Below are 13,079 nucleotides of genomic sequence, written 5' to 3' on the forward strand. Positions count from 1 at the left end.
CCGCGGGTCGAACCAGAGCCGCATCTGCGGCCGGCCGGCGCCCGGTTGGGCCACCGGGTCGCGCCGGGTCAGCATCGCCACGTCGACGGTGAACTCGAACAGCCGCCAGTCGCCCTGCGGGGCCGCCCGGGCGACGCGGGCCAGCCGGGCCACCGTGGCCGGGTCGGTCACCGGACGGGCCCGGCCCGCCACGTAGGCCTCGTCGTCGCTCTCCTCCGGCGGGAAGGAGTGCAACGCGTAGCGGCCGTCGCGTTCGAGGTCGCGGCGCTTCGGGGAGTCGATGACGAAGCACCAGAGCCCGTCGTCGGTGATCACCGGGGAGACCGGGTGCACCCGGGGGCCGCCGTCGGCGCGGACCGTGGCCAGGTAGCCGAAGCCCGGCCCGTACTGCTGCATCAAGAGGCGGATCTCGTCGGCGAGACGGGGCTCGTCGGCGGCGAATTCGGACCAGGAAGCCATGCGGACATTCTATCGAACACGTGTACGAAGAAGTAGTGCGACACGCAGGTCACCCGTACCTGTCGCTATGGTGTTCCGATGCTGCTCTCCGACCGCGACCTGGTCTCCGAGATCGAGGCGGGCACGCTCGCGCTGGAGCCCTTCGAGCCCACGCTGGTGCAGCCGTCCAGCATCGACGTACGCCTGGACCGGTTGTTCCGGGTCTTCAACAACCACCTCTACACCCACATCGACCCGTCGGTGCAGCAGGACGACCTCACGTCGATGGTGGAGGTGCCGGAGGGCCAGCCCTTCGTGCTGCACCCGGGCGAGTTCGTGCTCGCCTCCACGCTGGAGGTCATCTCGCTCGGCGACCAGCTCGCCGGGCGGCTGGAGGGCAAGTCCAGCCTGGGCCGGCTCGGCCTGCTGACCCACTCCACCGCCGGCTTCATCGACCCGGGCTTCTCCGGTCACGTCACGCTGGAACTGTCCAACGTGGCGAACCTGCCGATCACGCTCTGGCCCGGCATGAAGATCGGCCAGCTCTGCATCTTCCGGCTCTCCTCGCCGGCCGAGCACCCGTACGGCTCGGCGGTCTACGGATCGCGTTACCAGGGCCAGCGCGGCCCGACGCCGAGCCGGTCGTGGCAGAGCTGGCGCACCTGGCCGACCCGCTGACGCCGACCGCCGCTTGTTAAGAGGGTCCCCCTCCTATGCAGAATGCGTTAAGAGGGGGCCCCTCCTTACATCTCAGCCGGGGCGGCCGTAACTGTTGATGTCGCCGTCGTCGACGCGCTTCATCGTGATCGGCTTGCCGGACTGGGAGGCGTGCACCACCCAGCCGTCGCCCACGTACATCCCCACGTGGTGCAGGTCGCCGTAGTAGAAGACCAGGTCGCCGGCGCGCAGCTCGGCCCGGCTGACCCGCCTCGTCACGTCGTGCTGCTGGCGGGCGTTGTGCGGCAGGGACACCCCGGCCTTGGCCCACGCGGCCATGGTCAGGCCGGAGCAGTCGAAGTGGTCCGGGCCGGCCGCCCCCCAGACGTAGATCTTGCCGATCTGGGCGCAGGCGAACTTGACCGCGACGCCTGCCGCGCCGCCGGGGTAACCGGCCGGGCAGGGCGCCGGGCGCAGCGGGCCGCCACCACCGTTGCCGTAGACCTTCAGCCGCAGCTTCTGCAGCCGGGCGATCTCGCCGTCGATCTGCTTCTTCTTCGCGGCGAGCTGCGCCTCGGTACGGCTCAGGTCGGCGACCATCTGGTCCAGCGGCCGCTTCTTGGCGGCCAGCTCGTCGCGCAGCGCGGCGACGGACCGGACCTGCTCGTGCTGACGGTGCGCGAAGCGGTCGAGCAGCTCCAGGCCGCTGACCAGGTCGCCCGGCGAGCGGCTGCCCAGCAGGGCGTTGACGGTGGAGAGGTTGTCGCCCTTGTAGGCGTCGGCGGCGAGCCCGCCGACCTGGCCGAGCGCGACGTCCACCCGGGCCTGGAGCGGGGCGATCTGCCGGCCGAGCGCGTCGGCCTGCCTGCGCCGCACCGCGAGCTGCTCGCGTACGGCGTTGACCTGTTCGATGACCGGTTCGAGCTTGTTCCAGTCGCGGTCGATCTGGGCCTCGATCTCGGCGACCGAGGGTTCGGCGTGGGCCGCCGTGGCGCCGCCGGTCAGGACGACGGCGGTGCCGACCAGGGCGGCGAGGGCGGTGGTGAAGCGGGACCAGCGGGAACGCGGCGCGACGACGTGCCGGTCGGTCGACCGGTTCGACGACGGCCGCGGGGCATGGAGTGCCACCGGGCGTCCGTACTCCTTCTTCCTGCCCGCCTACCGGGTTAGCTGACGGATTCGGGCGGGAAGGGAGCCGCCCTACCGCAGCAGCGCTGCGGATTCACCCCAGGTACCTGGTTCCCCGGCTCGCCCGTGGGCGACTCGGCGGTGTCGGACCGTCACCGACCGGGTTGGACGGTGAAACTGGCGGCCGACGATTGACCAGAGTAGGAGCCGTCGTTATCGATCCGCAACTCGGGACGCCGTGACACTCCGTACCGATGCCGAGGATGAAGTTTTCTTTCATTAAGGATTACCTGCTGGAAAGGTATTGACCCTCGCGGGTGTGCGGAGTGAGGGTGGGGACGCAGTGACCCCCATCCCTGTCCAGGAGGTTCGATGCACCTCTCCACCCCACCGTCGGGCGGACGGATACTGCTGGCCGCCGCCGTGGCGACCGCCACCGCGCTGGCCGTGACCGGCCCGGTGACCGCCGCGCCGGAAGCCGCCGGACCCACCACCGACCGGCAGCGCCAGTACGCCGCCGCGGCCGCCGAGTACGGCGTACCGCAGAACGTGCTGCTCGGCGTCTCCTATCTGGAGTCCCGCTGGGACACCCACCCGGGCCAGCCCAGCACCAGCGGCGGCTACGGCCCGATGCACCTGACCGACGCCGCGCACGTCCTCGCCACCCCGGGCAGCGCCCACGTCGACGAGGACGAGGACCCGCGCGGCGACGACTCCCGCCCGCTCAAGCTCGACCCGGCCACGGCCGCCGCGCCGCAGCGGGAGACTCCGCTGCCCCGCGCGTCCCTCCAGACGATCGACGCCGCCGCGACGCTCACCGGGCTCGACGCGCAGGCGCTGCGCACCGACCCGGCGGCGAACATCCGCGGTGGCGCGGCGCTGCTCGCGTCGTACCAGAAGGCCCTGGGCGGGCCGGTCGGCGCCGGCACCGACGCGGCGGCCTGGTACGGCGCGGTGGCCCGCTACTCCGGCGCGGACACCGCCGACGCGGCGGCGGCCTTCGCCGACGAGGTCTACGACCAACTCGGCCAGGGCGCGACCCGGACCACCGACGACGGGCAGCGGGTCACGCTGGCCGCCACCGCCGCGCGTCCGGACCGGTCCGGGCTGGCCCGGCTCGGCCTGCGGCACGCGCAGCGGCCGGACGGCCTGGAGTGCCCGGTCCGGCTGGCCTGCGAGTGGATTCCCGCCCCGTACGAGCAGCTCAGCGCCGACCCGGGTGACTACGGCAACCACGACCTGGGCAACCGGCCCAAGCAGCAGAAGATCGAGTACATCGTCATCCACGACACCGAGGGCTACTTCGGCCCCAGCGTCGACCTGGTCAAGCGGGCCGACTACCTGGGCTGGCACTACACGCTGCGCTCGGTGGACGGCTACGTCGCCCAGCACATCAAGGCCAAGGACGTGGGCTGGCACGCCGGCAACTGGTACGTCAACGCCAAGTCCATCGGCCTGGAGCACGAGGGCTTCGCCGGTCAGGGCACCTGGTACACCGAGGCGATGTACCGGGCCTCGGCCAAGCTGGTCCGCCACCTGGCGCTGAAGTTCGGCATCCCGCTGGACCGGCAGCACATCATCGGGCACGACAACGTGCCCGGCACCACCGCCGGCACGGTCAGGGGCATGCACTGGGACCCGGGCCCCTACTGGGACTGGTCGCACTACTTCGACCTGATGAAGGCGCCGTTCCGGACCACCGGCACGGCCCGCACCGGGCTGGTCACCATCGACCCGGACTTCGCCACCAACCGGCCGGCGTTCGTCGGCTGCAACCAGCAGCCGCCGGGCGTCCCGACGCCCGTCCCGCCGGCCGAGACCTGCCCGTCGCGCGGCTCCTCGGCGGTGGTCCTGCGGACCGCACCGAGCGCGGACGCCCCGCTGGTCAACGACCTCGGGCTGCGCCCGGACGGTACGCCGGACACGATGTACATCTCCGACCACGGCGCCCGCGCCTCCGCCGGCCAGACGTACGCGCTCGCCGGCCGGCAGGGCGACTGGACGGCGATCTGGTACCTCGGTCAGAAGGCCTGGTTCCTCAACCCGGCCTCCGCGCCCACCGCCAGGTGGGCGACCGGCTTCGTGGTGACCCCGCGCCCCGGCCGGGCCACGATCCCGGTGTACGGCCGCGCCTACCCGGAGCAGGCCGCCTACCCGGACACCATCCCGTACCAGACCATCTCGCCGCTCCAGTACACGCTCGCGGCGGGCCAGCGGTACGCGGTCGGCGGGGTGCTGCCCGGCGAGTACTACCGCGCGGTCTCGTTCGACGGCTCGGCCCCGGGTGACCGGACCGTGGTCCGCGGGAAGAACCGCTACGTGCAGGTCCAGTTCGGGCACCGGATCATGTTCGTGAACCTCGACGACGTGCTGGTCCTGCCGTCGCCGGTCGGCGCGCCGAGGTAACGGCCCACCGCACACGTGAAGGCCCCCGGTCCAGTCGGACCGGGGGCCTTTCGGTGGCGCGAACGGGTCAGCTGACCCGGACGAAGCCTGCCAGCGGTTGGGTGCTGATGCTCGACACCTGGACCGGTTTGCCGGTCCGGGGCGCGTGGACCATCACCCCGTTGCCCAGATAGAGCCCGACATGGTGCAGGTCGCTGCCGAAGAAGACCAGGTCACCGGGTCTGGCCTCGGACCGGGAAACGCGTCGACCCTCGTTCCACTGGGCGCCGGTGAAGTGGGTGAGCGAGATGCCCGCCGCCTTGTAGGCGTACTGGGTCAGGCCGGAGCAGTCGAACGAGTTCGGGCCGGTCGCGCCCCACACGTACGGGTCGCCCACCTGGGCGCACGCCACCTTGATCGCGGTACGCGCAGCGCTGCTCACCACGCCGTCGATGGCCGGGCAGCCCGCCGGCCGGATCGACGTCACCGGCAGCATCGCGGTCAGCCGCTTGATCTCGGCGTCGATCTGCTTCTTCTGCGAGGCCAGCTGCGCTTCCTGCTTCTGCTCGGTCTCGATCAGCTGGTCCAGCTTCTGCTTCTGCGCGTTGAACTTGTCGCGGGCCGCGAGCACGCCGGCGATCTGCTTGCGCTGGTCGTCGGCGATGCGGTCGAGCATGACCAACTGCTCGGCGAGCGTGCCCGGCTTGGTGCTCACCAGCAGCGCGCCCATCTCCTGCGACGGGCCCCGCATGTAGTAGCGGGCGGCGATGTCGCCGACCTTGTTCATGGCCAGCGTCGAGGCGAGCTCCAGCGGCACCATCTTCTTCTGCAGGTCCGCGGACTTCTTCTTGTTGACCTTGAGCAGGGAGCGGACCTTGTTGTAGTTCTCGATCGTGGGTTCGAGCTTCTCCCACTGCTTGTCGATCTGGGCGTCGATCTCGTCGACCGAGGGCGCCGCGTGCGCCGGGGCCGCCAGCATCCCGGCGCCGACCGCGACGGCCGCGACCAGGGTGAGGAGACGGCGTACCACCCGGTGGAACCCGGCCGGACGGCCGGGTCGAGCGCTCGGGGCGTGACGTTCAGGGGGCATGGTTGCCACCGGCACGGACTCCTTTGCAACCGACCGCCGGGCGCCTCGCGAGAGGGAAGGTCGAGGCAGACGACCCACAGCGGTCGGTGCCCCACATTAGGGAAGGCACCGGGGTGGAATCAAGGCGACCTTTTGTTCAATCACGTATCCGCAATCGGTTGCACACCAAGGGTGTTCATTCACTTGCCGACGATGGCCGTCAATACGTCGTCGAGCGTCACCACGCCGAGGGGCCGCCGACCGTCGCTGACCAGCACCATGTGCCGGCGCTCGCGACGCATCGCGAGCAGCAGGTCGGCGAGCGTACGGTCCGGCGGCACCACGGCCAGCGGTCGGTAGACGTCGGCCGGCACGGGGGCCCGGCGACTCGCGCCGGCGTAGCCGAGCACGTCCTTGACGTGCACGAAACCGAGCACCCGCCGGGTGGCCCGCTGCACCACCGGGAAACGGGACCGGCCGGTCCGGGTCGCCAGCACCTCCAGCGAGGCCGGTGAGACGTCCTCGGCCACCGTGGTCACCGTCGACCAGGGTTGCAGGGCGTCGGCCGCGGTACGGCTGTGCAGGGCGAGCGCGCCGGTGATCCGGGCGTGCTCCTCGGCGTCCAGCAACCCCTCGGTCCGCGCCTGGGAGACCAGCCCTGCCAGCTCCTCGGCGGTGAACACGGTCTTGACCGCGTCCGTCGCCTCCACCCGCCACCACCGCAGCACCTGCCGTGCCGACCACTTCATCGCCAGCAGCAGCGGCTTGGTGGCCAGGCAGAACGCGAGCATGGCCGGGCCGAGCCAGAGCGCCGACGGCTCCGGACCGGCGAGCGTGATGTTCTTCGGCACCATCTCGCCGACCACGGTGTGCAGGAACACCACCACGGCCAGCGCGATCACGAAGGCCACCGGGTGCACCGCCGACGCCGGTAGGCCGAGCGCCTCGAAGGGCACCTCCAGCAGGTGGGCCAGCGCCGGCTCGGCGATCGCGCCCAGGCCGAGCGAGCAGACCGTGATGCCGAGCTGCGCGCCGGCGATCATCAGCGGGATCTGGTTCATCGCGGCCAATGCCCAGCGCGCCCGCTTCGACGTCGCCGCGAGCGGTTCGATCACCGTACGCCGGGACGCGATCAACGCGAACTCGCTGCCCACGAAGAACGCGTTGCCGAGCAGCAGCACCAGGGCGACAAGCAGTTCAGGCACCGTCGTCGGGCTCCTCGGGGCGCACCACCCGGACCTGCTCGATCCGGTGCCGGTCGACCTCCACCACGGTGAACTCGTAACCGGACTCGTCGACCGTCTCACCGGCGACCGGGATGTGGCCGAGCCGGGCCATCAGGAACCCGCCGAGCGTCTCGTACGGCCCCTCGGGCAGCCGGAAGCCGGTCTGCTCGACCAGCTCGTCGGCCCGCAGCACGCCGTCGACCAGGACGGTCCGCTCGCCGCCGGGCACGGTCAGCTCCGCCGGCCCGAGGCCGTCCACCGCGTCCGGGTCGAACTCGTCGGCGATCTCCCCGACCAGTTCCTCGACCAGGTCCTCCACGGTCACCACGCCGTCCGTGCCGCCGTACTCGTCGACCACGATGGCCAGGTCCGCGCCGGCGTCCTTCAGGGCGGCCAGCACCCCGTCCAGGTCCAGGCTCTCCGGCACGTACACCGGTTCGCGGGCCACCGAGGCGACGGTGGTGGCGGCCCGGCGGGCCAGCGGCACGCCGAGCGCGTCCGGCACCCCGGCGACGCCGGTGACCAGGTCGAGCGTCTCCTCGTACACCGGGAACCGGGTCCGGCCGGTGCGGCGGGACTCCTCCAGCAGCTCGGCGACGGAGGCGGTGGCCCGCAGCGCGACCACGTCGACCCGGGGCGTCATCGCCTCGGCGGCCCGCTTGTCGCCGAATCGGATGGTGCGGCGCAGCAGCATCGCGGTGTCCGGCGGCAGCGCGCCGGCCCGCGCCGAGATGGCGGCCAGCAACCCCAGTTCCTCCGGCGAGCGGGCGCTCGCGAGTTCCTCCTGCGGCTCCACGCCCAGGCGGCGCACCAGCCGGTTGGCCGAGTCGTTGAGCAGCCGGATCAGCCAGCCGAAGGTGCGCGAGAACCCGCGCATCGGCGCGGCCGTGGCCAGGGCCGCGGGCATCGGGCGGGCCAACGCCAGGTTCTTCGGCACCAGCTCGCCGAAGAGCATCGAGAGGAGCGTGGCCAGCGCCAGCGCGAGCAGCCCGGAGAAGCGGTCCGCCCCGCCGAACGGGTGCAGGAGCGGCGCGACGAGCCGGGCCAGGGCGGGCTCGGCCAGGTAGCCGGTGAGCAGCGCGGTGATGGTGATGCCGAGCTGCGCCCCGGAGAGCTGGAAGGACAGGTCCCGCAGCGCCCGGCGGACCGTGGCGGCCCGGCCGTCCCCCTCGTCGGCGCGCCTGTCGATCTCCGCGCGGTCGACCGTGACCAGGGCGAACTCGGCCGCGACGAAGAACGCGTTGCCCGCGGTCAGCAGCACGAAGCCGACCAGGGGCAACAGCGTCAGAACCACGAGGCCGTCGATGGGCGTGATTGTGGCACGCGCGCGGCGGTGGTGCGGCACCCGTAGCGTGGCGGGTATGGACGGCCTGCTGCTCACCGACGAACTGGTCCTGCTCGCCTACGACGACGCCGGCACGAACCGGCTCGGCAGTCCGCACCTCGGCTACGGCCTCGCCGGGGCGGTGCTGCTGGAACTGGCGCTCGCCCACCGGGTGGAGGTGGTGGACAAGCGGCTGGTGGTGACCGACCCCGCTCCCACCGGCGTGCCCCTGCTCGACGAGGCGCTGGCCGGCGTCGGGGCCGGACGCCCCCGCAAGCCGAAGGACTGGATCGGCAAGCTGGCCAAGGGGCTGCCGGACCGGGTCCTCGACGGGCTGGTCGGCTCCGGGGTGCTGCGCCGCGAGTCCGACCGGGTGCTGCTGGTCTTCCCGCGTACCCGCTATCCCTCGCCGACCGGCGCGGAGCCGGCGGTGGAGACCGCGGCCCGGCGGCGGATGGTGGACGCGCTGGTCGGCGACGGTCCGGTCGACGCGCGGACCGCCGCGCTGCTCGCCCTGACCCGCGCGGTCGGTCTGGACCGCAAGCTCTTCCGCGAGCTGCCGAAGGAGCGGGTCAAGGCGCGTCTGGCCGAGATCGCCGCGGGTGACTGGGCCTCCGCCGCGGTGAAGAAGGCGATCGAGGAGATGCAGGCCGCCGTCATCGTCGCGACCACCGCCACGGCGGCCATCAGCGTCACCACGACGAGCTGAGACGACGGCGGCGGCACCGCACGGGTGCCGCCGCCGTCGAGGTCCGGCTTCCCGCCGGGGTACGTCTCAACCGGCCGCCGGAGCGGTCTCCTTCTCGCCGGCCGGCGCGTCCGGCTTGACCGAGCGCAGCAGCACGCTGGCGACGTCGACCACCTCGACGTCCTCGCCGGCGCCCTTGCCGTTCACGCCGTCGTTGAGCATCGTCGAGCAGAACGGGCAGCCGACCGCGATGGTCTTCGCCCCGGTGGACATGGCCTCCTCGACCCGGTCCACGTTGATCCGCTTGCCGATCTTCTCCTCCATCCACATCCGGGCGCCGCCGGCGCCGCAGCAGAAGGAGCGCTCGCTGTTGCGCGGCATCTCGGTCAGCTCGCCCTGGATCGAGTCACCCAACACCTCACGCGGCGCGGCGAAGACCCGGTTGTGGCGGCCCAGGTAGCACGGGTCGTGGTAGGTCACGCCGCCGTCGACCGGCTGCACCGGGGTGAGCTTGCCGGCGCTGACCAGGTGGGCCAGCAGCTGGGTGTGGTGCACCACCTCGAACTCGCCGCCGAGCTGGCCGTACTCGTTGCCGAGGGTGTTGAAGCAGTGCGGGCAGGTCGCGACGATCTTCCGCTTGCTCTTCTCCCGGCCCTCGAACGCCTCGTTCAGCGTCTCGACGTTCTGCTGGGCGAGCATCTGGAAGACGAACTCGTTGCCGATCCGCCGCGCCGGGTCACCGGAGCAGGTCTCGCCCTCGCCGAGGATCGCGAACTTCACGCCGGCCTCGTTGAGCAGCGTGGCGACCGCGCGGGTGGTCTTCTTGGCCCGGTCCTCGAACGCGCCGGCGCAGCCGACCCAGAACAGGTACTCGAAGTCGTCGACCTCGCCGACGCGCGGCACCTCGAAGCCGAGGCCCTTGGTCCAGTCCTCGCGGGTGTTCTGCGGGGCACCCCACGGGTTGCCCTTGTTCTCCAGGTTGCGGAGCATGACGCCGGCCTCGGAGGGGAAGCTCGACTCGATCAGCACCTGGTAGCGGCGCATGTCGACGATGTGGTCCACGTGCTCGATGTCGACCGGGCACTGCTCGACGCAGGCGCCGCAGGTGGTGCAGGACCAGAGCACGTCCGGGTCGATGACGCCGCCCTCCTCGGCGGTGCCGATCAGCGGCCGGTCGGCCTCGGCCAGGGCCAGCACGTCCATGTGGGCGAGCTGCGCCTCGGTGGCCTTCTCCTCGCCGGTGAGGTCCTTGCCGCCGCCGGCCAGCAGGTAGGGCGCCTTGGCGTACGCGTGGTCGCGCAGGCTCAGCACCAGCAGCTTCGGCGACAGCGGCTTGCCGGTGTTCCAGGCCGGGCACTGCGACTGGCAGCGACCGCACTCGGTGCAGGTGCTGAAGTCGAGCAGGCCCTTCCAGCTGAACTGCTCGACCTGGGCGACACCGAACTGGTCCTTCTCCGGGTCGGCCTCCTCGAAGTCCAGCGGCTTGCCCTCGCTGGTCATCGGGCGCAGCGGGCCCAGGCCCGAGCCGGCCTTCTTCTCCGGGTCACGCTTGAAGAAGATGTTGGGGAACGCCAGGAAGCGGTGCCAGGCCACACCCATGGTCACGTTCAGCGAGATCACGATGAGCCAGGTCATCGAGATTACGATCTTGATGAGCGCGGCGATGCTCGCGCCGTTCTCCCAGCTCGGCAGCACGGCGCCGACGGCGTGGCTGAGCGGGGTGGCCCACACCGGGTACTCGAAGTGGTCGGTGGCGACCTTGAAGCCTCGGATGACGAAGCCGAAGATCAGGACCAGCAGCACGATCCACTCGACGAAGTAGCCCTGCCACATGGTCGAGCCGGTGAAGCGGGAGCGGTTCTCGGCGCGACCGGGCCGGTTGCGCAGCCGGATCGCCATCAGCACCAGGATGCCGGCAAGGCCGAGGATGCCGATCCACTCGGTGACCAGACCGAAGACCGTCCAGGACCCGATGATCGGCAGCCCGCCGGTCGGGGTGACGACCTCGAAGTACGCCTCCAGCACCAGCAGCGACAGCACGACGAAGCCGACCATCACGGTCCAGTGCGCGGCGCCGACCACGCTCCACTTCAGCATGCGGGTGTGACCGACGGTCTCCACCAGCATCTTCTTCGTGCGCGCGCCCTTGTCGGCGAACCGCTCGGGCGCGGGTTGCCCCAGCCGGATGACGGCCGTCATCTTCATGACCGCGCGCACCGCAAGCCACACCGCCACGGCGGTGATGGCGGCCGCGAGGATCGTGGTGACGATCTGGACGCTGCCCATCGAGTTGGCCTCCCGGTCTGCTGCTTGTCAGTGCAGCCTACGCGGAAGGTTACCCAGCAGTAACGTGAGTCTTCTCGCACCGGCCACGCCGCCCTGCGCACACCTTAGGTGCAGCGGCGTCCGGGTGCCGGACAGGGGCGGCGTGGCGTGACGTGCGACCGGCGGCTCAGCGCCAGCGGGAGAGCAGGATCAGCGAGGAGACCATGGCGCCGAAGCCCACCGCGAGGTTCCAGTAACCCCACGAGGCGACCGGGTAGGCCTGCTCGGAGAGGTAGTAGACCACCAGCCAGCCGATGCCCACCACGATCAGCGCGACAGCGGTGATCGGCAGCCAGACCGGGCTAGGCTTGCGCGTCGACGCCGTCGCCGTCGGACGGACGTCCGTCGGCGGGGTGTACACCTTCTTCTTGCGGACCTGAGACTTGGGCACGACGCTCTCCAGAGGGGGGTACGACCTCGTCCGGCCTGACAACCGGGCGCGGGGGCGACGGTCCATGGCCAATAATGTTCGACAGCTAGCGTAGTCCCGACGGACCGTCCAGGCCACGAATGGGGTCAGGCCGGTGCACGGAGTGACCGAAAAGAGCGGACTTTTCGGGTCGAGCAGGTCGGTTCGCCTCGGCGCGGGCCGGAACGAGACGACGGGAAAGGGAACGCCCGGTGGAGTACACGTCCGGCGCCGCATCCTGGCAGAAGGTCCTCCGCCGCGCGGCAGCCGGCCTGCTGCCCCGGCGCGCGCGCCAGCGCCGCCCGGGATGGTCGATCGGCGTACCCCTGATCGCCGCCGCGGCGGGCCTGCTCTTCACCACCACCGCGACCACCGCCGGCGGCACCTCGCTGCGGGAGGACCGGCGTCCCCAGCTCACCCAGCTCATCGAGGACCGACGCGAGCAGGTCGCGGCCAGCGAGGCGAAGGCGGCACGGCTGCGCGACGAGGTCGAGGAGCAGACCGAGGCGCTGGCCGGCACCGACGGGCCGGTCAAGACCCAGCGGGACCGGGCCGCCGCCAGCCGGCAGGCCGCCGGGTTCACCGCGCTCACCGGCACCGGGATCACCATCGAACTGGACGACGCCGACTGGGGCCCCGGCCAGCCGCCGCCCAAGGGCGCCAGCAACGACGACCTGGTCGTGCACCAGGGCGACGTGCAGGCGGTCGTCAACGCGCTCTGGGCGGGCGGCGCGGAGGCCATGTCAATCATGAACGTCCGCGTCCTCAGCACCAGCGCGGTACGCTGCGTCGGTAACACCCTGCTGCTGCACGGCCGGGTTTACTCCCCTCCTTTCAAGATCGTGGCTATCGGCGATCCCGCGGAGTTCCAGCGGGCGCTCGCCGCCTCTGAGGGAGTCCGGGTGTTCAAGGAAGTGGCCGACCACTACCAGCTCGGCTACGTCGAGCGGGTCTCCACCGTCACCGTGCCGGCGTTCGAGGACTCCACCGCGCTGCAGTCGGCGACGGTGCCCAGGTGACCGGCGACCGCCCCGCGGAACGCCACGGTCGCGACCCGCACGAGGAAGCGACCGAGTTCCTCCCGAAGGTCGACCGGCCGGCGCCCGCCCCGCCTCGACCCCCGCTCGACCTACCCTGGCCGGACACCGGGCCGGCCCATTCGTCCCCGGCCCGTCGCGGCCCGGACGGGCGCGACGCCAGCGGGCGAAACGCCGGCGGACGCGACCCTGGCGGACGTGAGCCGGGCCGTCGTGAACCGGGTGGACGTGAGCCGGGCCGTCGTGAACCGGGTGGACGTGAGCCGGGCCGTCGTGGGCCGGGTGGGGCTGACCAGGGCCGGCGCGAGCCAGGCCGGTGGGATTCCGCCGGCCGTGGGCCGGATCCCCGTGACCCGGTCGGCCGGGACGCCGGCCGTCGTGAGCCCGACGGCC

The 13,079-nt window shown here is 71.7% G+C and carries 12 protein-coding genes and 1 riboswitch; of the genes, 5 read left to right on the top strand and 7 right to left on the bottom strand.

What is annotated here, in order from left to right; genetic code table 11:
* The coding region (locus HUW36_RS13915; RefSeq protein WP_174528551.1) for a pyridoxamine 5'-phosphate oxidase family protein at window positions 1-459 on the bottom strand (459 nt) is incomplete at its 3' end.
* A gap of 78 nt (window positions 460-537) precedes the next feature.
* Between HUW36_RS13915 and dcd the strand changes: the two genes are divergently transcribed.
* On the top strand, window positions 538-1,116 hold the full coding sequence (gene dcd / locus HUW36_RS13920) for a dCTP deaminase (RefSeq protein ID WP_174528552.1): 579 nt from the start codon (window positions 538-540) through the stop codon (window positions 1,114-1,116).
* A 72-nt stretch (window positions 1,117-1,188) separates the two neighbouring features.
* Here the strand turns inward: dcd and HUW36_RS13925 are convergent, their stop codons facing one another.
* The gene (locus HUW36_RS13925) at window positions 1,189-2,223 is read right to left on the bottom strand and encodes a C40 family peptidase (protein ID WP_174528553.1); all 1,035 of its coding nucleotides are present in this window, start codon (window positions 2,221-2,223) and stop codon (window positions 1,189-1,191) included.
* A 13-nt stretch (window positions 2,224-2,236) separates the two neighbouring features.
* A riboswitch (cyclic di-AMP (ydaO/yuaA leader) is annotated at window positions 2,237-2,374 on the bottom strand.
* A 221-nt stretch (window positions 2,375-2,595) separates the two neighbouring features.
* Between HUW36_RS13925 and HUW36_RS13930 the strand changes: the two genes are divergently transcribed.
* Window positions 2,596-4,629 (top strand): N-acetylmuramoyl-L-alanine amidase, encoded by a 2,034-nt coding sequence (locus tag HUW36_RS13930; RefSeq protein WP_174528554.1) that lies wholly within the window; start codon window positions 2,596-2,598, stop codon window positions 4,627-4,629.
* A gap of 67 nt (window positions 4,630-4,696) precedes the next feature.
* On the opposite strand, the gene HUW36_RS13935 is transcribed toward HUW36_RS13930, so the two are convergent.
* The 3 genes from HUW36_RS13935 to HUW36_RS13945 form a co-directional block, all read right to left on the bottom strand.
* Complete coding sequence (locus HUW36_RS13935; RefSeq protein WP_425487236.1) at window positions 4,697-5,707, bottom strand: C40 family peptidase; 1,011 nt, start codon at window positions 5,705-5,707, stop codon at window positions 4,697-4,699.
* A gap of 170 nt (window positions 5,708-5,877) precedes the next feature.
* A complete protein-coding gene (locus HUW36_RS13940; RefSeq protein WP_098744196.1) occupies window positions 5,878-6,882 on the bottom strand; it encodes a hemolysin family protein in 1,005 nt (334 codons plus the stop codon).
* Window positions 6,875-8,182, bottom strand: a complete 1,308-nt coding sequence (locus HUW36_RS13945; RefSeq protein WP_174528560.1) for a hemolysin family protein — start codon at window positions 8,180-8,182, stop codon at window positions 6,875-6,877. The genes HUW36_RS13940 and HUW36_RS13945 overlap by 8 nt, the downstream gene beginning before the upstream one ends.
* Window positions 8,183-8,264: 82 nt before the next feature.
* On the opposite strand from HUW36_RS13945, the gene HUW36_RS13950 reads away from it, so the two are divergent.
* The gene (locus HUW36_RS13950) at window positions 8,265-8,936 is read left to right on the top strand and encodes a GOLPH3/VPS74 family protein (protein WP_246248162.1); all 672 of its coding nucleotides are present in this window, start codon (window positions 8,265-8,267) and stop codon (window positions 8,934-8,936) included.
* A gap of 66 nt (window positions 8,937-9,002) precedes the next feature.
* Here the strand turns inward: HUW36_RS13950 and HUW36_RS13955 are convergent, their stop codons facing one another.
* Both HUW36_RS13955 and HUW36_RS13960 read right to left on the bottom strand, forming a co-directional pair.
* Window positions 9,003-11,201 (bottom strand): (Fe-S)-binding protein, encoded by a 2,199-nt coding sequence (locus tag HUW36_RS13955; RefSeq protein WP_174528557.1) that lies wholly within the window; start codon window positions 11,199-11,201, stop codon window positions 9,003-9,005.
* A 166-nt stretch (window positions 11,202-11,367) separates the two neighbouring features.
* Window positions 11,368-11,631: a cell division protein CrgA gene (locus HUW36_RS13960; RefSeq protein WP_174528558.1), complete on the bottom strand. Its 264-nt coding sequence runs from the start codon at window positions 11,629-11,631 to the stop codon at window positions 11,368-11,370.
* A gap of 230 nt (window positions 11,632-11,861) precedes the next feature.
* On the opposite strand from HUW36_RS13960, the gene HUW36_RS13965 reads away from it, so the two are divergent.
* Window positions 11,862-12,668 (top strand): DUF881 domain-containing protein, encoded by an 807-nt coding sequence (locus tag HUW36_RS13965; protein WP_174528559.1) that lies wholly within the window; start codon window positions 11,862-11,864, stop codon window positions 12,666-12,668.
* Window positions 12,669-12,884: 216 nt separating this feature from the next.
* Window positions 12,885-13,079: hypothetical protein (locus HUW36_RS34070; protein ID WP_217428811.1), on the top strand; the 195-nt coding region annotated here is incomplete at its 3' end.

It is taken from the genome of Micromonospora maritima, from assembly GCF_902825405.1.
GTDB lineage: Bacteria > Actinomycetota > Actinomycetes > Mycobacteriales > Micromonosporaceae > Micromonospora > Micromonospora maritima.